The 22,400-nt window shown below is 46.3% G+C and carries 22 protein-coding genes; 2 read left to right on the top strand and 20 right to left on the bottom strand.

Annotated elements, in window-relative coordinates:
- Positions 1–489: 489 nt before the first annotated feature.
- Positions 490–1,182 carry an oligogalacturonate-specific porin KdgM family protein gene (locus FIV04_RS03835; RefSeq protein ID WP_152468304.1) on the top strand — a complete coding sequence of 231 codons (693 nt, stop codon included), beginning with the start codon at positions 490–492 and terminating at the stop codon, positions 1,180–1,182.
- Positions 1,183–1,408: 226 nt separating this feature from the next.
- Here FIV04_RS03835 and FIV04_RS03840 read toward each other — a convergent pair whose 3' ends face one another.
- Positions 1,409–1,849, bottom strand: coding sequence for a DUF411 domain-containing protein (locus tag FIV04_RS03840; protein WP_150871373.1), 441 nt, complete (start codon positions 1,847–1,849; stop codon positions 1,409–1,411).
- A 22-nt stretch (positions 1,850–1,871) separates the two neighbouring features.
- The gene (locus tag FIV04_RS03845; RefSeq protein ID WP_152468305.1) at positions 1,872–4,574 is read right to left on the bottom strand and encodes a heavy metal translocating P-type ATPase; all 2,703 of its coding nucleotides are present in this window, start codon (positions 4,572–4,574) and stop codon (positions 1,872–1,874) included.
- A 295-nt stretch (positions 4,575–4,869) separates the two neighbouring features.
- Between FIV04_RS03845 and gltX the strand changes: the two genes are divergently transcribed.
- On the top strand, positions 4,870–6,297 hold the full coding sequence (gltX, locus tag FIV04_RS03850) for a glutamate--tRNA ligase (RefSeq protein WP_032550085.1): 1,428 nt from the start codon (positions 4,870–4,872) through the stop codon (positions 6,295–6,297).
- 76 nt (positions 6,298–6,373) lie between these two features.
- Here the strand turns inward: gltX and FIV04_RS03855 are convergent, their stop codons facing one another.
- The 18 genes from FIV04_RS03855 to FIV04_RS03940 form a co-directional block, all read right to left on the bottom strand.
- A complete protein-coding gene (locus FIV04_RS03855) occupies positions 6,374–6,838 on the bottom strand; it encodes an Sbal_3080 family lipoprotein (protein WP_152468306.1) in 465 nt (154 codons plus the stop codon).
- Positions 6,839–6,846: 8 nt separating this feature from the next.
- Positions 6,847–8,070, bottom strand: coding sequence for a beta-ketoacyl-ACP synthase (locus FIV04_RS03860; protein ID WP_152468307.1), 1,224 nt, complete (start codon positions 8,068–8,070; stop codon positions 6,847–6,849).
- Positions 8,067–8,792, bottom strand: coding sequence for a 3-ketoacyl-ACP reductase FabG2 (locus tag FIV04_RS03865; RefSeq protein ID WP_150895573.1), 726 nt, complete (start codon positions 8,790–8,792; stop codon positions 8,067–8,069). The genes FIV04_RS03860 and FIV04_RS03865 overlap by 4 nt, the downstream gene beginning before the upstream one ends.
- Positions 8,789–9,253 (bottom strand): hotdog family protein, encoded by a 465-nt coding sequence (locus FIV04_RS03870; protein WP_152468308.1) that lies wholly within the window; start codon positions 9,251–9,253, stop codon positions 8,789–8,791. The genes FIV04_RS03865 and FIV04_RS03870 overlap by 4 nt, the downstream gene beginning before the upstream one ends.
- A complete protein-coding gene (locus FIV04_RS03875) occupies positions 9,246–10,424 on the bottom strand; it encodes a beta-ketoacyl-[acyl-carrier-protein] synthase family protein (protein ID WP_152468309.1) in 1,179 nt (392 codons plus the stop codon). Before FIV04_RS03875 ends, FIV04_RS03870 begins: the two co-directional genes overlap by 8 nt.
- Positions 10,421–11,041, bottom strand: coding sequence for a DUF3261 domain-containing protein (locus FIV04_RS03880; RefSeq protein ID WP_152469523.1), 621 nt, complete (start codon positions 11,039–11,041; stop codon positions 10,421–10,423). Before FIV04_RS03880 ends, FIV04_RS03875 begins: the two co-directional genes overlap by 4 nt.
- A gap of 35 nt (positions 11,042–11,076) precedes the next feature.
- Positions 11,077–13,437: an MMPL family transporter gene (locus FIV04_RS03885; RefSeq protein WP_152468310.1), complete on the bottom strand. Its 2,361-nt coding sequence runs from the start codon at positions 13,435–13,437 to the stop codon at positions 11,077–11,079.
- Entirely contained in the window at positions 13,409–14,086 is a 678-nt protein-coding gene (locus FIV04_RS03890) for an outer membrane lipoprotein carrier protein LolA (RefSeq protein ID WP_152468311.1), read from the bottom strand. Before FIV04_RS03890 ends, FIV04_RS03885 begins: the two co-directional genes overlap by 29 nt.
- Positions 14,073–14,567 (bottom strand): thioesterase family protein, encoded by a 495-nt coding sequence (locus FIV04_RS03895; RefSeq protein ID WP_152468312.1) that lies wholly within the window; start codon positions 14,565–14,567, stop codon positions 14,073–14,075. Before FIV04_RS03895 ends, FIV04_RS03890 begins: the two co-directional genes overlap by 14 nt.
- Before the next feature lie 32 nt (positions 14,568–14,599).
- Entirely contained in the window at positions 14,600–16,144 is a 1,545-nt protein-coding gene (hutH, locus tag FIV04_RS03900; protein ID WP_152468313.1) for a histidine ammonia-lyase, read from the bottom strand.
- On the bottom strand, positions 16,122–17,873 hold the full coding sequence (locus FIV04_RS03905) for a glycosyltransferase (RefSeq protein WP_152468314.1): 1,752 nt from the start codon (positions 17,871–17,873) through the stop codon (positions 16,122–16,124). Before FIV04_RS03905 ends, hutH begins: the two co-directional genes overlap by 23 nt.
- A complete protein-coding gene (locus tag FIV04_RS03910; RefSeq protein WP_152468315.1) occupies positions 17,866–18,228 on the bottom strand; it encodes a 3-hydroxyacyl-ACP dehydratase in 363 nt (120 codons plus the stop codon). The genes FIV04_RS03905 and FIV04_RS03910 overlap by 8 nt, the downstream gene beginning before the upstream one ends.
- A 46-nt stretch (positions 18,229–18,274) precedes the next feature.
- Positions 18,275–19,654 carry an AMP-binding protein gene (locus tag FIV04_RS03915; protein WP_152468316.1) on the bottom strand — a complete coding sequence of 460 codons (1,380 nt, stop codon included), beginning with the start codon at positions 19,652–19,654 and terminating at the stop codon, positions 18,275–18,277.
- 4 nt (positions 19,655–19,658) lie between these two features.
- The gene (locus FIV04_RS03920; RefSeq protein ID WP_152468317.1) at positions 19,659–20,216 is read right to left on the bottom strand and encodes a septation protein IspZ; all 558 of its coding nucleotides are present in this window, start codon (positions 20,214–20,216) and stop codon (positions 19,659–19,661) included.
- Complete coding sequence (locus FIV04_RS03925) at positions 20,216–20,473, bottom strand: acyl carrier protein (RefSeq protein ID WP_032550100.1); 258 nt, start codon at positions 20,471–20,473, stop codon at positions 20,216–20,218. Before FIV04_RS03925 ends, FIV04_RS03920 begins: the two co-directional genes overlap by 1 nt.
- A gap of 12 nt (positions 20,474–20,485) precedes the next feature.
- A complete protein-coding gene (locus tag FIV04_RS03930) occupies positions 20,486–20,746 on the bottom strand; it encodes a phosphopantetheine-binding protein (RefSeq protein ID WP_032550101.1) in 261 nt (86 codons plus the stop codon).
- Between the two features lie 90 nt (positions 20,747–20,836).
- On the bottom strand, positions 20,837–21,601 hold the full coding sequence (locus FIV04_RS03935) for a 1-acyl-sn-glycerol-3-phosphate acyltransferase (protein WP_152468318.1): 765 nt from the start codon (positions 21,599–21,601) through the stop codon (positions 20,837–20,839).
- Positions 21,594–22,331, bottom strand: coding sequence for a beta-ketoacyl synthase chain length factor (locus FIV04_RS03940; protein WP_152468319.1), 738 nt, complete (start codon positions 22,329–22,331; stop codon positions 21,594–21,596). Before FIV04_RS03940 ends, FIV04_RS03935 begins: the two co-directional genes overlap by 8 nt.
- Positions 22,332–22,400: the final 69 nt, after the last annotated feature.

The raw sequence follows: 22,400 nt of genomic DNA on the forward strand, positions 1-22,400 counted from the left end.
ATAACAAAGCTCCCTTCTTATAGGGAGCTTTTTTTGTTGCTGGTTGAACCGGAAGCTTAAAGCTGGGCTGTGAGGTTCGATTATTCCTTGAACATTATGCTTTTGGTCTGATCTATAACCATGGTGATGGAGATCTCATTATTTTCGATAAAAAATAAGTCTGCTATAAAAAAGTCTCAAATCAGTGTGATAGAGCGATTCAAAATCGTCTGAAGATTTCGTATTTATGTGATCTAAAACGGTTTTTACATTGTGTGCATGGTTTTTATCTATTTTTACTTTTTGTAAGTAACTGAAATTAAAGTTAAAAATAACTTATTGTTTTTTGACGGTGAGGGAGATCACTGGGGTGATTCTTTTATTTTGAAACGCAAATTAATTCGAGCAACATAGATTTCATGCCAGGGAGGCAACCCATTACTCAAGCGGTGAAGGTGAATGATGTACCGAAGATATGCCGCTGAAAAAATCAAACTAAGGCAGTTTACTATGAAAAAAATTATCGCTCTAAGTGCTCTATCTCTTGCTTTCGCTTCTAGCGCTTTTGCTGGTTCTTCTTACGTGACAGGTAACATTCAGCTACATGATGACGGTCGTATTCACGGTTCTGACATGACTTCTACATTAGAGGCAGGCCACACGTTTGACAACTCTCTAGGTGGCTTAACAGTTTACACTGAGTTTGATGGTATCCAACTGGGTAAACTTGAGTCTGAAAATGGCGGTGCAGGCAATACAACTCCTGGTATTACCGTGGGTGGTGAGCAATCTTTTAATATTACTGACAACCTATGGGTAGCGGCGGGCTACCAACATTTGTTCTCTGCGGGTGAAAGCATTCAATTCCGTCCGCTAGTTAAGATCGGTTACAACTTTGACAACGGCATCTCAATCAGCAACCGTACACGTGCACACATCGATGACACATCTGCGAATGCTGACACAGACTACCGCATGGATAACCGCATCGGTTACACAGTGAACGAAGACCTAGCAGTAAGCTACAACAACGTTTACATGATTGAGTCGGAAGCGATGGATCACGAGCTACGTGCGACTTGGACTCGTCAAGGCGTTCAGCCTTACTTTGAATTCCGTAGCCAAGCGAATGGTGTAGATTTCCCTAATGGTGACTCTAAACAAAACAACGCATTCGTATTCGGTGCTTCTTACGGCTTCTAATTGAGCTTGAGCGGCAAGGTGATGGTCTTGCCGTCTCTTCTGCATAGCCGAAAGTAGAAGGGGAATCTGGCATCAACAGCCCGGTTGATGCTATAAAAATTTGCTTTACTGTCCAAAGCAAAGAGCCTAGTTTGCACACCCAGTCTTGGGTTTGCAGTTACTAGGCTCTATTTTTCGTTTTAGGTGCTGAGACTTCTCGTTTGATCTGCCTTAGCGCAGGGAAAGGTTAGTTTCCTTTGTAGTGACGGTACTCAAATACCTGACCTTTTTCGTTGAAAGCGTATACCGAATACTCATCTTTCTGATCGCCATACTCCATACCCGGCGAACCCATTGGCATGCCCGGAACGGCAAGACCAACTGCGTTGCGTGGTGGGTTTTCTAAGAAAGCTTTGATGTCATCTGCTGGAATATGCCCTTCAAATACATAGCCATCGATCTCTGCTGTATGGCAAGAGGCGAGCTCTGGTGTTACGCCTAGTTTTTGTTTAACAGCGTTCATGTTGTCATGGAGCTTTTCTGTCACCGTAAATCCAGCTTCTTGCATGTGAACGGTCCAATCTGTACAGCAGCCACAGTATGGGGACTTGTGGTTAAGAACGTTAGCAGCCAATGCTTGGCCAGACATAAAAGTAAGCGCTGTGATAGTCAAAACTTTACGAATCATGGTGTACCTCATGAAGATAATCTTATTGGTTTTTATTATCTGTGGTTTTAAATAGTCGTAAGCGGTTTGCGTTACTTACAACGGTTATGGAAGAGAGAGCCATCGCTGCTCCCGCTACCACTGGGCTCAATAAGAACCCGAAAAATGGATAAAGCACACCCGCAGCAATTGGAATGCCTAGCGAGTTGTAAACAAATGCCCCAAATAGGTTTTGTTTCATGTTCTTCACCGTGGCCTGCGACAACTCAATAGCGTTGTTGACTGAAACCGGTGACGAATTAAGCAGTGTCATTTGAGCACTTTCGATGGCTACGTCACTGCCGCTGCCCATTGCGATACCAACATCGGCTTGAGCAAGTGCAGGGGCGTCATTAATACCATCGCCAACCATAGCAACTTGATTATAGCGCTGTTGCAGCTTCACGATATGTTCCGCTTTTTGGTCTGGTAATACGTCGGAGATGACATCATCAATTCCTAATTGAGCGCCAATCGCTTGAGCGACCGATTGGTTGTCACCAGTAAGCAGCACAGTATGAACGCCACGATCTTGTAATTGTTGAATCGCTAATTTGCTGTCGCTTTTCAATGTGTCAGAGACGCCGATAATGCCTTTAAGTTGATTGTTTTGCGAGACAAAAATAGGGGTCCACGCAGCTTTGTTGCACGCTTCAATCGCACTCATAGCAATATCAAGTTGGATACCGAGGTTCTTCATAAAGCTTAGCGATCCCACTTGTACCAATTGGTCATCAATCTTAGCCTTTATGCCTTGGCCGCGTAGGTTTTCAAACTCTGACGTTGGCTGGATATCAAGATTTAAAGACTGCGCGTGCTGACAGATCGCTTTACCAAGTGGGTGCTCAGAAGCAACTTCTAGGGAGTAGGCGAGAGTCATTAGGTCTGTTGCATTGATGTCGTAACTAAAGACTTGTTGTACTTGAGGTTTACCTTCAGTCAATGTTCCGGTTTTATCGAAAACTACCGCATCGACCTTGCTTGCAGATTGCAGTACATCGGCATCTTTAATCAGTATGCCAAGCTCAGCGGCTTTACCTACGCCTACGGTAACTGACAGAGGCGTCGCTAACCCAAGCGCACATGGGCAAGCAATGATCAGTACGGTGGTTGAGACAACCAACATATAGCTTGCGCTTGGCTCAGGACCGAAAATAAACCAAATACCGGCTGCAATGGCGGCAATAGCGACAACAACAGGTACAAATACCGCGGAAATAGAGTCGGCCAGTTTGGCAATCGCTGGTTTGGTACTCTGTGCTTGGCGAACCATCTGAATAATACGAGCAAGCATGGTGCTCGAGCCCGTACCCGTCGTTTCTATTACAAGGGTGCCATCACCATTAATGGTGCCTGCTGATACCTTATCGGCAACTTTCTTAATGTTCGGTAGAGGTTCGCCAGTAAGCATCGACTCATCGACATAAGATTCGCCTGAGATAACTACACCATCAATCGGCATTTTTTCACCGGGTTTAACGCGGATCTGCATACCGACTTCAATAGCTTCTACGGCAATAGGCTGCTCTTTGCCATCAATAATCACGGTCGCTTGTTGAGGCTGTAGGTTGATCAGCGCCTGCAACGATTGAGTTGTGCGAGCCTTAGCTTTGGCCTCAATATAGTGACCTAGAGAGATAAGACCGATGATCATTGCGCTCGCTTCAAAATAGACATGACGCGATGCTTGAGGGAACCAGCTCGGTGCGATGACGACCAACATTGAATACAACCATGCAGCACCAGTGCCGAGCGCGACCAAAGAGTCCATTGTTGCTCGTTTATGCTGCAAAGATTGCCACGCATTGATAAAGAACTGTCGACCCGAGGTCGCGAGCAGTACCAAGCAGATGAAACCCATCAAGCCCCAACCGATCTGGTCATTGGTGTTTTCGATCATCATGCTACCGCCGAATACACCCCATGCCATCATAGGTACACCTAGAGCTAGCGCTGAGATCGAGTTGATCAGCAACGATCGCTGCAGTTTTGCATGCTGTCGTTGCTGCTGTTCTTGCTGAGTTTGCGCATCTTCAACAAAGTCCGCTTGATAGCCTGCATCTTTTACGGCTTGCAGAAGCGGTTGTTCTATCTGATCACGGCTGCTCGAACTAAAGACGAGCGCGGTTTGCTCGGCGAGGTTGACTTGGACTCGTTCGATATGAGCGACGGACTTAAGCGCTTTTTCGACTGAAGAGACACAGCTAGCGCAGGTCATGCCCTGTAAAACTAGGTGATAAGAGTGTGCTTGCTCTGATGCATCCAGAACCGGAATATTCTCTGAGTTGGCTTCTTTTCTATCTTCAACGCTTTCCGCATCTTCTGAATACGGGCTTGCTTGATAACCAACTGACTCTACACACTCGATAACCTCATCCTCAGAAAGCAGGGTGGTTAGTGTCAGTTCTGTTTTAGAAACATTGAATGAGCTAATCTGCGGGTGTTCTTGCAGAGCTATTGTGAGCTTGTTGACGCATTTGCCACAGCTCAAGCCAGACAGAGATAGGTGCCACTGATGACCAATTGAGTAACCTAGCGTACCGATTTGCTCTGAAATCTCGCGGTAGTTTAAAGGTGTAACTACATCAATATAAGTAGGAGACAGGTCGTTGATGTTGGTATTTTCAACGTCACCGAGTAGATTACGCACTTTTTTCGCGCAACCCATGCAGTTTAAGCCGCTCAGTGGGGTCATGTAATGGTTCATAGTGATACTCCAATTCTCATCTATGGCTAAACATAAACCTTACCGTAAGGGGAAGGTCAACATTATTTCTTAAAATGTTGTTGAGAAGAGCTAACTGAAACGTGGAAGTGGGCGTCTGTTGCTATAATGACTCAACTTGGAGGCAAGGTTTCTATTAAGAACCGAGTATTTATCGCTCACTACCGATTGTAGAATTGGATGGGAGTGATAAAATAGCGCCCAAATTTTAGGACTGGTGAATAGCGCTCTATCCACCAGACACTGAACTGATCACCTACACAATCAAGGTATTTAAATGACGGTTAAAACTCGTTTTGCTCCTAGCCCAACTGGCTATCTTCACGTTGGTGGTGCACGTACTGCACTTTACTCTTGGCTATTCGCTAAAAACCAAGGCGGTGAATTCGTTCTACGTATCGAAGACACAGACTTGGAGCGTAACTCTCAAGAAGCGGTAGATGCAATTCTAGAGGGCATGCAATGGATGGGTATGGAGTGGGACGAAGGCCCTTACTTCCAATCTAAGCGTTTTGATCGTTACAACGAAATGGTTGATAAGCTACTTGCTGAAGACAAAGCGTACAAATGTTACGCGTCTAAAGAGCTGCTTGATGAAATTCGTGCAGAGCAAGAAGCAAACAAAGAGATGGCTCGCTACGATGCAAACCACCCTAAAGTTGTTGCAGCGAACGCAGCAGCAAAAGAAGGTGATGCGTGCGTTATCCGTTTCCGCAACCCGAAAGAGGGCAGCGTAGTATTTGATGACCAAATTCGTGGTCGCATCGAAATCGCTAACAGCCAACTTGATGACCTAATCATTCGTCGTACAGACGGCGCTCCTACTTACAACTTCGTAGTAGTAGTGGATGACTGGGACATGGGTATCACACACGTTGTTCGTGGTGAAGACCACATCAACAACACACCTCGTCAAATCAACATCTATGAAGCACTAGGCGCGCCAGTTCCAACGTTCGCTCACTGTGCAATGATCCTAGGTGATGACGGTGCGAAACTGTCTAAGCGTCACGGCGCTGTATCAGTAATGCAATACCGCGATGAAGGTTACCTGCCAAACGCACTAAACAACTACCTAGTACGTTTAGGTTGGTCTCACGGTGACCAAGAGATCTTCTCTCAAGAAGAGATGATTAACCTATTCAGCCTAGATGCAATCAGCAAGTCTGCGTCTGCATTCAACACTGAAAAGCTACTTTGGTTGAACAACCACTACATCAAGACTTCTGAGCCTGAGTACGTTGCAAAATACCTGCAATGGCACCTAGACGAGCAGAAGATCGATACAGCCAATGGCCCAGCTATCACTGAAGTGATCAAGCTAGTAGGCGAGCGTTGTAACACGCTTATCGAACTTGCTGAGCAATCTCGTTACTTCTACGAAGATTTCTCTGAGTTTGAAGCGGGTGCAGCGAAGAAGCACCTACGTGGTGTTGCTAAAGGCCCACTAGAGCTTGCTCTTGCTAAAGTTGAAGCACTTGAAGAGTTCACAACAGCAAACATCAAAGACGGTGTGATTGCTGCAGTATGTGAAGAGCTAGAGATCGGCATGGGTAAAATCGGTATGCCACTTCGCGTAGCAGTAACAGGTGGCGGTCAGTCTCCTTCTGTTGATGCTGTGATGGAGCTTGTTGGTAAAGAGCGCGTAATCGCTCGCATCAAGATGGCTCTTGAGTTCATCGCAGAGCGTGAAGCTAACGCTTAATTGAGCGATTGCTAGATTCAAAAAAGGGTCAGTAACTTGGTTACTGACCCTTTTTGTTTAACTGAAACTTTTAAAATTACAGTTTCTCATCGGCAATCATTTGAGTCGCTTCTTGAGCCGTCTTCTTATCAAATAAGATGTCCATCATCGCTTTGATGCGTTCCATATCGTCGCCGAACTTAGATAAGTTGGCACTATTTGGCGCTTTAAACTCAACGTTACCCACGCGCTCTTGGCCTTGATAAGCCGAGATCTTTGCGTCTGCAACGAAGGTTCTAAAGTCCCAGCTCCAGCGAGAGACATAGTCTAGTGTGACTTCTTCTGGTTTGTGTTCAGAGCCGTCTGCGACAACCTTACATTTCACTTGGTTGTTTAAACACCAGTCGAGCATGGAATCAAGAAACACAGTGCGCGTCTTGGTATCTTCTACAATGGTGATGTTTTCAATGTTATTTGCTTCTGGCAGGGCGTTTCCAGAGTATTTAGGTGCGCTACAACCAGCCAGTAGCGCTACAGCGAATAGGATTAATGCATTCTTCATTATCGAACCTAGATTTTCTTAAAGATGATAGAGGTGTTGATACCACCGAAGGCAAAGTTGTTGCTCATCAGGTAATCAACATCTAACTCGCGACCTTGACCCGTGATGTAATCAAGTTTACCGCACTGTTCATCTACATTCTCAAGGTTAAGCGTTGGACTGAACCAACCACCGTGCATCATCTCTAAGCTGAGCCAAGCTTCAATCGCACCGCATGCGCCAAGCGTATGGCCAAAGTAACTCTTGAGTGAACTGATGGGCACTTCACCAAAGATGTTCGCGGTCGCGTTACTCTCGGCAATGTCACCTTTCTCTGTCGCGGTGCCGTGTGCTGAAACATAACCAATTTTGTCTGCAGCAAGATCTGCATCTTTAAGGGCTTTTTCCATACAGATCTGCATGGTTTCCATTTGAGGCTGGGTCACGTGGGCGGCATCACAGTTGCTCGCAAAGCCGATGATTTCAGCATAAATCTTAGCGCCACGTGCTACCGCATGCTCGTACTCTTCAAGGATCAGAGTACCTGCACCTTCACCAATTACCAGACCATCGCGCTCACTGTCGTATGGGCTTGGCGATTTCTTTGGTGTGTCGTTTTTCAAACTGGTTGCAAAAAGGGTATCGAACACCGCAGATTCTGTTGGGCAAAGCTCTTCACCACCACCAGCGACCATCACAGTTTGGTAGCCATGTTTGATCGCTTCATAAGCGTAACCGATGGCTTGGCTTCCGGACGTGCATGCGCTGCTGGTAGGAATCACGCGGCCTCGTAGGCCAAAGAACAGACCTACGTTCACCGCAGCAGTGTGCGGCATCATCTGTACGTATGTGGTTGCTGTAATTGCTCGTGTCGATTTCTCGTTGAGCATGACACCAAAAGCACCAACCGCATCAGTGCTGCCGGTTGAAGAGCCGTAAGCAATGCCAGTTTCACCGTTGGTTAATACGTCATGGCCAATTAAGCCAGCTTGCTCAAGCGCGTTCTCGGTCGCTACCGTTGCTAGGCGGGATACACGACCCATGCCACGTACTTGCTTACGCTTGTAGTGTTTAGGCAGTTGGAAATCGTCAATCGGCGCAGCGAGTTTGGTATTGAGACCATCATACTGCTCAAAGCTTGGCATGTACTGAGTCGCGTTCTCGCACGCTTTTAGTTTTGGTTCTATTTCTTGCCAGTTGTTGCCAAAGGCTGTAACACCTGACATCCCCGTTACTACTACACGGCGGGTCATACTAAACCTCCATTTACCGAGATCACCTGACGAGTGACATAAGCGGCAATATCAGACATTAGGTAGCTCACTAAGCCCGCGACTTCTTCCGGCTCGCCCATGCGGCGTAATGGAACTTGTGGTAGCGCGTGCTCTTTCACATGTTCATCAACCATACCTGTATCAATCAGACCCGGTGCGACACAGTTAACGGTAATTTTGCGTTTTGCCAGTTCTAGCGCTAGCGATTTGGTTGCACCAATAACACCCGCTTTCGCTGCACTGTAGTTAGTTTGACCGCGGTTACCCATGATGCCAGATACAGATGCTAGAGTGACAATTCGACCACCTTTGCGCTTTTGAACCATCGGCATCACACAAGGGTGAAGTACGTTGTAGAAGCTATCTAGGTTGGTATGGATAACGCCATCCCACTCTTCTTCTGTCATAGCAGGGAAAGCCGTGTCACGAGTAATTCCCGCATTATTTACTACGCCGTAGTAAGCACCGTGCTCGGCAATATCTGCTTCAAGTGTCTCTCGGCACTGTGCACGGTTACTGATATCAAACTGAATCAGGCGGCCTGAGCCTCCTTCTGATTCAATTTGCTCTAGAGTTTCTTGAGCACCCTGCTTGTCACCCATGTAGTGAACGGCAATGTGAAAGCCATCTTTGGCAAGTTGAATAGCAATGGCCTTACCAATACCCTTGCTGGCACCGGTGACTAATACTTGGCGAGTCATGACTGGCTCCTCGTTTTCATTTCTTGTAATTTTTTTTCTGTTGGCACGTAAACATTGAGTTGGCATTGAGCCACCAACTCACCTTGGTGCTCCACTTTTGCTGTGAACACCGCCATGCCGCTATTTTCCATCAATTGTTCTGCATAGATATCTAAGGTTTGACCCTTAGTAAAATGGTCGCAAAGCGACTTGTATCGACGCGAACCTAAAAGAAAACCGATGGGAGGCTGCTCGCCTTGATTCAATGCATGATATCCAGACCATGCAGCGACAGACTGCGCCATAAACTCAATACCTACATAAGCAGGCATAGTTTGAGATTCTGAATCGTAGAATAGATGATGTTCACCAATATCCACCTGGCAGTGAATCGCTTGTTCTTCAATCTTGATCGCTCTATCGATAAGAATCATCGGATCATCATGGGGAAGAAGTTGGTCTACCGAAGGTATATTAGTCATTTACTACACCAAAAATCAGGCTAATGTTATTTCCACCAAAGGCAAACGAGTTGCTTAAGATGTTTTTTGATTTGAGCTTTTGGCAACAGTCTACCAAATCAATATCGATATCTTCAGCTTTATCCTGACATTTTTGTAAGGGAAGCGATAAATCGAAATTAAGGATATGCCATGCGATGGCTGCCTCTACTGCACTGGCCGCCCCGAGAGTGTGACCTGTCAGTGGCTTGGTTGAACTCACTGGTACCTTGTTTGGAAAGACGCGTGAGATAGCTTTACTTTCCATAGAGTCATTGAGTGGCGTTGCTGTGCCATGGGCATTGACATAGCCAATCTGTTCTGGCTTTAGCTCGGCATCACTGAGTGCTTTTAGCATTGCTTGCTCTGCACCATTGCCCTCTGGGTGTGGAGCTGAAATATGGTGAGCGTCAGAGCTATCGCCGCAACCGAGCAGCGCGACGGATGGCTGTTTCGGTGTCTCTTTGCTCAGCAACATGAAGGCCGCTGCCTCGCCTATATTGATACCTTTACGCTGAGCACTGAACGGTTGGCAATGCTCGTTAGATAATGCTTCCAAGCCATGAAAGCCGTTTAAGGTTAGTTTGCATAGGGTGTCGACACCGCCAACAATGACAGCATCGACCATGCCTGAGTTGAGTAGTCTCTTAGCACTCAAAAACACGCGCCCACTTGAAGAGCAGGCGGTAGAGATAGCGTAGTTTGGACCTTGCAGATCGTAATAGTGGCTTACGAACTCGCTGATATTGCCGAGCTCTTGTTTGGAATAGTGGAATGACTGAGGAAATTGTTCATTTTCTAACTTCTCAGTGAAAGCGAGTTCGCCATCTGAAATGCCGGATGTACTTGTCCCTATGACAACGGCAATTCGCTCATGGCCATATTTGGCTTTAGCTTGCTCGATCTCTGACTCTATTTGCGATAAAGCAGATAAGGCAAGACGGTTGTTACGCGAGTTGTAAGCCTCAAAAGGTGCGCGGATGCTTGGAAGCTCACCTTCAACTCGCCCGACGATAGTTGGCTGCCCATCATTTAACACGTCGAGTGCTTCCACCATATTAGAGCCTAGACCGCTTTGTAAGCGCTGATGAATCTCGTCGTGATTGGCTCCCAAAGCGGAGTGAAAACCACAAGCATGAATGTAAATCGTCATAGTGTTTCGTTCTTCGTTGCTGGAGTGGTTAGGTTTGAGCTTAGGGTTTGGATATTGATGCGATAACCCTGTGTGAGATGTTCAAACACAATGTCTCCCTCTACTTTCTGTTGTTCATCTGTCGCAAAGTAGCGGATTTCGATGATAGGTGTGTTGTTCCCATCGTATACGACACGCTGGTTGGCTGTTTCAACAATGTGCCAACCTATGTCGCTCATCGAATTCTGCCATGCCTCGATTGGCCATAGCGTTAGCATGAGATTGAACAGTACTTGTTCTGGTGCTGGTAGGGTGTCATCTAGCCCGGTTAATACCTGCGTCTCGATTGTATCATCTTGATACTGAAGAGATAAAATTCGGGTGCCCCAAGAGGAGAACCCTGCGAGTACTACCTTGTTTTGATTAACTTGCAGTTGTACCGGTAGCTGTTGTTGTGTTTCACCCCAGCTCGCCGCAATCAATTGGCTCGCCGTTAATTCATAGCCGAGCTGTATGGGCTTAGGAAGCGCAACTTGTGTGCTTTCGTCAATAGTGACCATGGCTTGGCGAGTATTCTGCGGACCAAGAGAGCAAGCACTAAAAGTGATAGCCAGTATAAAGGTTGCCCCGAGTTTCATCGCATATCGCCATGTTTTAAGATGCGGTAGAACCATTATTTTGTCCTTCTTTTCGCCAGATTACCTTCAGTTCCTATCGCCATTGGAGACAGTAACCAAGCCACAAATATACCCGTGAGCACCGTGACACCAAAACTATGAATAGCGTGAGTCTGGCTTAGGGATAACAATCCAAAAGAGAGGAGAGTGGTAATCCCAGAGAGCGATATCGCGAGTAGGGTGCCAAGCGATCTCCTTTGCTCTGCAAAGAATAGGGTGTAATCGATAGCTATACCTAAGATCAGAATTAGGCCGAGTAGATTGAAGAGATTGATGCTTGAGCCGACAGCAGCAGTAACGCCAAGCCCTGCAGCTCCGGCAATGATAGATGGTAGTAGCATGATGATGGCTCTTTTAGGACCATAGCGCCAACCTAGAACTAGCCCAATACCAGCCAGTGCTACCAGCAGTAGCTCCAGTACTTTGACTCGATACTCAGAAAATAGTGAAGAGATTTCATCCGCTTTGTTGAGGTACTTAATGCCTAAAAGCTGAGTCTCTTTACTGTTTAACCACGCGTCAAAACGCTGCGAGTCATGAATGTCTTGGAGCAGCACGATTGCGGCTTGTTGACCATTGATTGGCTCAAGCCACAATGAACGCATGGGTTCTGACACTGGTGAACGTAAGAAGTTGGTCACCGTGATCTCTTGATACGCAGGGAGTTCAGGAAAGCTTGCCCAGCCCAATCCGCTTTGCAGAGATTGGCTTTGATTTCGATACAACTCACTGACCAGTTGATAGTTGAGCTTCTGTTCATGAGTCGTCGGCAGGAGCTGGTGGATACTTCGATAACCAGAAAGAGTCCCATTGCTGACCAGTTGATCCAGCTTACCTCCAAGGCGTTGCAGTGATTTAAGCAGCGCTTGATTGTTACCAGCGGTCACCAATAGCATCGATTGACTGCTGCCAATCCCCGATACTGATGTGATGGTTTGCTCTTGCGCCTTTAGTGTATCGGGCATTGCCTGCAACTGACGAATGTCATCATCGTATTGAATCTGGGTCAATGCGACGATGCTGGCCGCGGCAATGAGTGTTGGCAATGCGTAGCGCAGGGCTGGTTTGTTCCAAAGCTGAAGCCATGAATTCAGTAGAGAAGCCAAAGGTAGCGGTCGGTCTTTACTTGGTCGTTTAGCTAACAGCGGATACCAACAAACTACAGTCGCGTAGGCAGCAAATAGGCCAATAGACGAGAACATCGCCAGTTGTTGTAGACCAGGAAACGGGGCAATCAGTAATCCTAAGTAGCCGATTAAGCTAGTCACTAAGCCTAGACTTATCGCCATTAAAATATGTTGCAACCCCTTATCACTTTGCCAGCGAGACCCTGCGACCAACCTGTCGGTAAGGTAGTGGAAAGAGTAATCAATAGAGACACCGATTAAGCTCGCGCCAAACACCAAACTGAATAGGTGCACTTGGCCAAAAATAGCGACCGTGCTAGCCAACGCAACTAACAATCCAGTGCCGATAGAGATTAATGACAAGGCGAGGGGAAGGGCGCTGCGGAATGTCACCCAAATCAGAATTATGATCCCGGCTAAGGAGCCAAGACCAATGGTATTGATTTCAGATTTTGCACTCTTGGTCCCATAGTCGGCATAAAACACTACGCCAGTATGGGAAATTTCAACACCGAACTCTTTCTCGATATTTTGCTCAATCGACTCTATTAGCGGCAGTTTTTCTTGCGTACTCAGGCTGTATGGAGACCCAGCCAAAGTGGCGGTTATCAATACATGAGTTTGCCCTGCGGACTGCGTTGTTAGGTAGTGCTCTTGAAGGGTAAAGTTACTGGTGGTCTTGCCGACTTCACCAATGTAATCACGGAACAGTAAAAATGGATCCAGTGACAACTCTGTTGCGGTCACTCCTGAAAACGGGTTGTACAAAGATTGGATCACGTATTGAACTTGGTTCTCTGGCGCATGCTCTAAGGTCTGCTTCTGCTGTTCTGTGAGGAGCTGGGCTCTATGCTGAAAATAGAAATCACTCCATTGGCTTTGCGTATTGGCACTGACTTTCCCCTGAACTTTAGAAAACAGCGGGGACTCGTTGGCAAACATGTCATGATTTAAACCACTTTCAAAACTTGCAGCAGCAGCGATCGCTTGCTTGGCCGATTCGGAAGAGACTAAAAACAGCACCTGCTCGCTCATTGAGTTTGAAAGTTGCTGGAAAGCCTGCTCTGCCAAAGGATCTTGCTGATTCTTTGGAAGTAACTTCAGAATATTGGTTTCAATCGGTACTGCAGAAGAAAAAGCGAATTGTTTGATTAACAATCCGCTAAAAAAAATGACGAGGATAAGCCAGGTTAAGGCAAATTTAGAGTTGGAACTGCTGTGCTTCGTCATCCGTGAGTCTTTGTGGTTGGTGGTTGAAGTTAGAGAGTTCGATTAGCGTGCTATCGCCTCGAATCTCCTTGAGTTCGATGCGTTCAATGTCGCTTTTCCCTTGCAAAATAATGCGCTCAAAAACGGCATTCATTGGTGCATGTTTTGGCGTTAGCGAGAGAGTCCAACTTGTATTTGCGTCGCTTGGTGAAAAATCCAAGGAAAATTGCTCGGTCAGTTTTTGAGTATCGCCATGAAACACCGAAAGAAATATATGGCTGAAGTAAAATGCCATCGGGTTCTCTTTGTCGGTGATCACCTGCGCAGGTTGCTCACCAAAGCGTTGGCTAAGCTTATTGTCAGTCAGAACCAAATGCACAGGGAATGGTGTGGCTTGGTTCCACAATAGACCGTTTGCTTTATCAAGCAGAAAGGAACCCTGTGATAACAGCGGCTGATCGAACATCTCCATCGTGCGAGTTTGAATAAAGTCGCCACGAATGATGGATTGGTGACTCAGTGTTGTCTGTAAATCAGCAAGTGTCTTTACTTCTACTCCTTCTGAGTCAGCCCAAACATTAGCAGTAATGAACAAGCTCAGAAAGCAGCACAACAACACTCGGGTATAGGTTGTTAATGAGGTCAACGAACGAAAGCTAAGCGGATTCATGACAAGATTTCTCTTTAGTAGCAGTAAATGAGCGCTCTTCAATCAAGCAACCGTATTGATGCCAGTGTTCTACTTTGTCGGTGAGAGCGCTCGGAGATGCAAAACACATCTCTTCTGTCTCAATTGCGACAGCAACTTGCATAGTGTGAGCGCGAGTCATTCTTTGGCCTGTCTTTGCATCATGAATCTCGTAGTCGACACGCAGTCGATTTTCCCATTCAGTGAGTCGTGCAGTCACTGTAATCTCATGGTTGAATGGGATCGCCTTAACATACTTCACACGAGTATCAATGATCGGCCACATGTAGCCTGAGTCCTTCATCTCATGGTAGTTGTACTTTAGCTTGTCCATCATGATGCGCCTTGCTTCCTCAAAAAAACGGAAGTAATTGCCATGATAGATAACGCCCATTGGGTCGGCGTCTTGGAATGAGGTCACAATGGTAACCTCAGCTGAAAGTGGATGAAGGATGTCAGACATAGTTGGCTCTTTCGTCAATACAGTTAGGCGGCTTAGTACAGTGTCCAGTGCTGTTGTTGGATACGCTGGATGAACAAGCGCAGATCGCTTTCTAATGGGCGATCTTCAACAACAAACTCAAACTCTTGCATCACTTGGTCACGGATCTGCTTCAAGTTGTCACTCATGTGGTGTTCGTCGAGCTCATTGGCACGCTTACGTAGCTCTAGCGCTTGTGTTGCTGCTAAGAGTGAAGCTGCTGCAACTTGCTCAGTCAGCTCTAGTACTCGCAAGCAATCACGAGCGGCGATCGTGCCCATGCTGACTTTGTCTTGATTATGACACTCGGTCGAGCGAGAGAACACGCTTGCTGGCATAGTGTGTTTTAGCGCTTCTGCCGTCCAAGCTGAGATACCAATCTGAACTGCTTTAAAGCCGTGGTTGATTGGCTTACGCTCACCTTGAGCACCCGTTAGGTTAAACGGCAGACCATTGTTGAATTTGTAATCCATCAACTGCGCCATTTGACGGTCAAGCAGATCAGCAAGGTTAGCGATTGCAGTTTTTAACGTATCCATAGCCATTGCGATGTGACCACCGTAGAAGTGACCGCCATGCAATACACGCTCGTTATCGCCATCAATGATTGGGTTGTCGTTAGCGCTGTTGAGTTCGTTCTCAATCATTTGACGCAACCACGGCAGTGAATCTTCCACTACACCAATAACGTGCGGTGCGCAGCGCAGTGAATAGCGATCTTGTAGGCGGTCGCTATTGCGTGGCGGACGATCAGCTTGCAAGTCATCACGTAACCAAGCGGCAACCTGTTGCTGGCCTGGATGAGGCTTCACAGCAAACAGCGCTTCATCGAAGTGGAAGTCATTGCCGTGCATACCTACTGATACCATGGCGGTGATCTTGGTCGATAGTTGAGATAGGTACTCAGCACGCTTGTAGGCGATACATGCAAGCGCTGTCATTACCGATGTCCCGTTCATCAGCGCTAAGCCTTCTTTTGGCTTCAGCTTAATCGGTGTAATGCCTAGTTCGTTGTATACATCGCTCGTTGGTCGCACTTCACCCTTGTACAACACATCACGTTCGCCAATGAGCGCAGCCGCTAGGTAGGAGAGTGGCGTCAAGTCACCGCTTGCACCTACAGAGCCTTCTTGAGTAATGCGCGGTGCAATGTCATTGTTGATCAGAGTAACGATTTGGTTGAGCAAGTCATGGCTAACCCCTGACACGCCTTGGGATAGTGAACAAAGGCGTGTCGCCAATACCGCACGCGCTTGATCATGAGTGAGTATGTCGCCAAGGCCGCAGCCGTGAAAACGAGTCAGGTGCAGAGGCAACTCATCCACTAAGTTAGGTGGGATAGCAACGGTACACGAATCACCATAGCCAGTTGTTACACCGTAAATTACCCCTTCTTCTTTAAGAAGGCGCTCAAGAAATGCCACGCCTCGGTCAATCTTAGAGGTGAAGGCTGGGTCGGTGTTCATGCTAGCTGAAGCACCTTGAGAGATCGCAACAACGTCTTCGATCGTTAGGCGTTCTGCACCAAATGTGATGCTATTTTGATTCTTTTTCGTCATGGTGCTGATTGCTCAATGTCCAAAAATTAAAAAAGTTATACCACTGAAGGGGTGCCTTCAGTGTGTAGTGCTGAAGTCGGTCAGCGTATTGCTGCACCACTTCTTGCAATGTCTGTTCACGTGTCTTTCTTGGTAAGACTATTTTGTCGCTAAAATGTTCAAAGTAGACATTAAAGTGAGGCTTTTTACAGCTATCGTCTCTCAATCCAAATAGCAGGAATACGGGCGCTTTAAGAACAGAAGCAAGCATAAATGGTCCTTGTGGGAATGGCGCTTCTTGTCCTAAAAACTCCGCCCATACTGAGCGACTCTCTTTGCTGGTGGAGGTACGATCGCCAACAATCACGATCCACTCGCCTTGCTCAAGCTTCTGTTGAAGCAAGATGGCCGTATCAGGTCCCATTGAGCTGACTTGAATAAGGTTTAAGTCAGAGTTTGGGTTTACCGCTTTCATTACCGAATTAAAGCGCTCGGCATGCTCAGTAAAGACCAGTGCGTTGATCTTAATGTTTGAGTGTCTACGACCGAGTGCGCGACAGAGTTCGATATTACCAAGGTGAGAGCCTAGGATAACCACACCTTGCTCATTGTTGACCATATTTTCAAACTGGTCTTGGCCGTGAATTGTTAGGTTCTCAACTGAGAAGTCTCCCTTCCAAGCGGCAAGCTTATCCAGCATGGTGTGACCAAACGAAAGCAAATGATGGTAGCTGGTTAGGTTACTTGGCAGATCAATATTGTGCTGCTCAGCATAGAGCTTCAATGTATGTAGATAATGTTCAGAAGCTTCACGTGCACGTTTCCCTGTTAGGTGGTAGTAATGCATCACGCCTTTGAGGATCAGATTGAAGACACCGCGTCCTAGCAGGGTGTAGATCATCAACAGCAGTTTGATACCCAGTACTGTTCCGCGCTCTTGAGTGCGTGACCAATGGGGTTGATTGCTGGTGCTTTCCTCTTCTGCTCTATTGAAGTGACGGGTAATCAGTTTTGGGGCGCGTGGTAGCATGCCGAAAAACAGTCGAGTATGCATCCAGCTGATTTTTACGTTGTCCCACAGTGCATCAAAGTGCGAGATACCGCCCTCAGGGTAGATAACGCGAGTGTCGATAAAATCAATATCGCAACCTTCCCAGTAAAGACGCACCAGTACTTCGATATCGAAGTCCATGCGTGAGCCAACATCATATTTATTGAGTACAGCTTGCGTTGCAGCAATCGGGTAGGCTCGGAAGCCACACATGCTGTCTTTGATTGAGAAAGACAGGGTCTCTATCCACACCCAAATATGCGTCGCGTAACGTCCGTAGAGACGTGATTTAGGCACACTGTCATCATAGATAGGGTGCCCAGAAATAAGGTGAGTAGGCGATGCTTGCGATTTTTCGAGAAGTTTAGGTAGAGCCTCTAGATCGTGTTGACCGTCAGCATCAATCTGAATGGCATGGCTGAAACCCAGCTGTTGAGCTCGTTCAATTCCCGCTTTGACTGCGCCGCCTTTGCCTTGGTTTTCGATTAGAGTCACCAAAGTTACGTCATCAAGCTCAGCCAATGGTTTTAGGTGCTGCTTGGTTTCGGTATTGCTCCCGTCATCGACCAAAATAATGGGTAGTGCATAGTTTTTAAGGGATTCAATAACCGCTGCCACTGTTGAGCCGTGGTTATAGCAGGGAATCAAAAAACAGGCTTGGTAGCTTGTTTTGGTTTCAATGCTCGCCACGCTATTCACTTTTTTCTCCCAGCTTCATTTTGCCAGATGAGTGAGTGCAGTCGCCGTTATCAGACGTGTAGCTAAACGCCAGTTTCTGTTTGTCTGAGTCCCACTTTAACGTCAATGTGACTGTCGCATCGGGTAAAATGGGCTCTTGGAACTTGATCACTTCCATGCCTTTAAATTGAGATGGAACAGCCAGCTCCTGGATCGCATAGGCGAGTGCCCAATCAATCTGAGTGACGCCGGGCAGGATAGGAAAGCCCTTAAAGTGGCCTTTAAAGTCGGTTAAATCGGCGTCCACTTTAAAGGTGAGTGTCGACTCCGTTGTTTGGGTCTCAATCTGTAAGATGGTTGGCTTTCTTTTGTCCATAACACTGGCTTTACTTTATTGTTTTAATGACGTCGCTTAAGGCGAACTATTGCGCGTTTATGATTTGTTCTATCTGCGGAGTGAGTCGCTTTCCTTGGCTATTGAGCGGGATCTCTTCAACTACTCTAAAACGCCTTGGTACCGCAATGGGTTCAAGCCACTTTCTAAGCTCATTGCGTAATAGTAACCAAAACTTGCCTTTACCGACACTGTTAAGCATTTGTTTTCCCTCATCGGAAAGTACGATAACAGAGGCAAGAATCAAACGATTTGGTTCTTCAAATGGGATAACGGCGCACTCATTAATCCACGACAGCTGCTCAAGGCGCTTTTCTACTTCAACCAGAGAGATACGTTTTTCTTCAATTTTAATGATTCGATCGGTACGTCCTTTAAGAATGAATTGGTTGTTAGAGACCATTTCACACTCATCAGCCGTTTGGTACCAGTTGTCTCGGTCAATATAAGGCGACAGCAATTTGATGCAATTTTCTTGGTTCAACTCAGCTTTAATGCATGAAAAGAGTTGCCAAGGGGTTTGAGCATTAACTTGTTGGCGGTAGGCGATTCCGCCTGTTTCTGTGCTGCCAAAAACTTCGATAGGCAGTTCACCAAATAGAGTGCGAGCTTGTTGAGCTGCTTCTAATGGAAGTGGACCACCAGACGAGAAAACACCCACCAGAGGCTTCGCACTTTGCTCTTCTGAAAGACGTTTCAAAAGCGCAGGGCTGCTGACCAATACCATTTGTGAGTCGGCATGTGAAACGATCTGCTCTGGATACTCTAAATTGAAGCGCGAAAAAGGTACGGATGAACAGAGCGGCCACAAGATACGAAACAACAAACCATAGATGTGCTGGTGTGAGACCGTGCTATGAACACGGCTGCCTGTCAGCATCGATTGCCAGTTTTTACTGAGCTCTGCAATCTCAATATCAAGTTGCTGCAGTGTTTTGTGTATCGCTTTCGGCGTGCCGCTTGAGCCTGAAGTGAATAGAACCAGTTTGACTGCACCAAGATCGATAGACTCATTGATGGTATCGTTCGTTTGAGTATCAAAGAGTTGGTTAGATAGGAGCAGTACGTTGGTGTTGTTCACCGCTTGAATACTTTCATCAACCAACAGCAGGTCATATTCACTGCGCAGTTCATATAGCGCTTCCGGCTGATAATTACCCGGCAGCACAATCTGCTTGCTGGATAAAGCACAAGCCATAAATGCGACAGTGAATAGGTAACTGTCTTGAGTACAAATAGCGGTACGTTGTGCCGGTGAATCGGATAACAGACCACAAAGTTTCGCTACATCATGGTGAAATTCTTGCCAGCTGATCTGTAACTTGTCATCAAAGCAGATAACGGAATCTAGAGATCTGTCCGCTTGGAATAGCTGAGCGAGAGAAGTATAGCGGGGACTTTGGTTCATAATTTTAGCTTTGGCGTACGCGTTGTCGGACTATCCACTCGACGGCAAACAAAACACCAGCTAGCAGGTAACTGATTAGGCCGTTGTAAAGTGTCCACAACTCAAGAGATTGGAAACAAGTATAGAGTGCGATGGCACCATTGAGCACAAAGAAGACACACCACACCTTGGTCACCTTTCTTGTGTAGTCGATGCCGCTTTGTGGCAGTTCTGGCTCTTGTAATCGAGCAAGGCGCTCAATAATCGTTTGAGGTTGAGTGAGGCTCAGGACAAATACAGTGAACATACACAGATTGACGATAACCGGATAGTAGGTGAGCCAACCGTGCTGTTTAAAGATCATGCCTAGCAGTAGTAACGTTAAACCTGCGCCACCACTCACCCAAGCAAGGTGTTTAAGTTCTTTGATCTTAGCTTGACCACCGGTCATGATTCTTACGAGAAACACGGTGGCCAATACGCCTCCTACCGCTTGCAGGCCAAATTTATTGAGCCCAAAGTAAACGGCTATTGGGTAGGAGAAGATGATCAGTGCCGACAATAAAGTCAGCAGGGGGCGCACTATGCGTCCTTGAGAAGTTCAACGACAGATTCAACCACGTCATTCACGGTGCGTACTGTTTTGAACTCTTCAGGTTTGATCTTTTTGCCTGTTACATTTTGCAAGTGAACAACCAGATCCACAGCATCAATGCTATCAAGGTCAAGATCTTGATAAAGGTGTGCTTCTGGTGTGATTTCTTCAGCATCTAGCTCGAATAGCTCGATAAGCGCATCTTTAACCTGATTAAATACTTCTTGTTGGTTTGCTTGTGTCATAAGGAAATCTTTCTAGTTGTTCGTTTGAGATGTGATGTAGTTTGCTAGATTAGCAACAGAAGCGAAGTGCTGACGTGTGTTTGAATCATCAGCGTCAATCACGATGTTGTATTTCTTCTTAATTGCTAGGCCAAGCTCAAGCGCATCAATCGAGTCTAGACCCAAACCATCACCAAACAGTGGAGCTTCAGTTTCAATTTCATCAATGCTCATATCTTCAAGGTTCAGAGCATCAATGATCAGCTGTTTTAGTTCGTTATGTAATGTTTCCACTTTGGCCTACTTGTCTATATTAAATGCGAGTACATGCGAACGAATAGAATCACATTTACCCAAATCAAAAGTGTGTTGAGAGGCTTCTTATTATTCTTGCTCTGGAAAAATGTTTTCCGCAAGGTGCCGATTTAAGCGCCTTGCCGCAGAAGTTAAATTATTTGAGCTCTCAATAAAGGGTGTCACTCCTATTTTACCTTTGACTGAGACATGAAAAAAGGGTTTCGTCGAAGGAACTTGGTACCACTTCTTCTCTTTAGTGAGAAATGAAGGAGTTACCGTGATGTGAATGACACGTAAATCGGTCTCAGTTCGAGTAGCAATTTGCGCTGCACCGCGCTGTAAAGATGGTGTGATGCCGGGAGTTGTTCGTGTTCCCTCAGGAAAAACCAGTAATACGTTGCCACGAGAAAAACGCTCTTCACAACGTTCAAGTAAATCATCAGGCGCTTGATTAGGAATATATCCCGCAGCTTTTACAATACGTTTCATAAACGGGTTTTCCCAAATCGCGGCCTTAACTAGGCAATCACACTGAGGCAGTTGAGATGCGATAAGAACGTAATCAATGAGACTTGGGTGATTGGCAACAATGATGCAGTTGCGATCTTTCTGTAGAGTCTCGATACCATCAATTCGGTAATCAATGGCACCGGTGAATTTCATGATTCGGCAGAATGCATTAAACGTAAAACGGATTAAACGTTGCGCTTTGAGCTCACGTTGAATGGTATTGGGTGTGGTGATCGCAAACAGAGGCAGGATGATAAAACTCAGAACTAAACCACCTAGGCCAAAGATCGAAAAGCACAGTCCTGTGGCGAATACTCGCCAATATTGATTCAGCTTATTCACAATGCTTAACCCACGACCAAGTTTGACGGTTGCCAGAGATTTGCCAGCTTGATTGATTGTTTAGGTAGTGCTGGAGGAATAGCAAACCTTGTGGAAGAGGAGTTTCCTGTGACTCAACATTTGAGGTTTCTCTGTTGAGAGAATACGCACTCCCTTGGCTTAGCACCAACCCTAGCGCGTAATCAGAATACACTTGGGTTTCATACTCTTTGTAAAGCTCAGGCAGGGGCTGGTCGAAATCGATGACCATGACTTTATGTTCAGGGTACTGGCTTAAATAGAGATAGGCTTCAATCAATGCACTATGAAATGTGTCGACGCCAGAAGCGATTGAACTTAGAGGAATCGGGGCCTTAGCGGCAATCGTCGTCAACCCAGCTGCTGTGTTGTGCACTGATTGGGAAAAGGCCATTGGAGAGGCATCTTCACCTTCGAGAATGGATTGAATCAATGTAGCGGTTCGGTGCAATTCACCATGACGGCTTGCAAAGACTAAGAAATGGATATCGTTGTCTTCAAGCAAGGTCAATGCGGTTTGCACAGCAAGCTTACTTTGCAAACTCATGCGGCGGCGTATCATAGGAGGAATGGCTTTGAAGTTAGTGGTTGTGTCTTCAGGCCACAGCGTTGTCGTACTCCATGTCTGCCAATCCGATTGAGTCATGAGCCCCGGCGAATTCGCACACCACTTTTCAATATTGAACGACATTAAATGAGATTGATTTGACATAGAGTATTGATTTGAATTGGGTCTAATTAAATACTATGCGAGATAAAGACAAATATAGGTAAGGAAATA

The organism is Vibrio sp. THAF190c (assembly GCF_009363355.1).
Classification (GTDB): Bacteria; Pseudomonadota; Gammaproteobacteria; order Enterobacterales; family Vibrionaceae; genus Vibrio; species Vibrio fortis_A.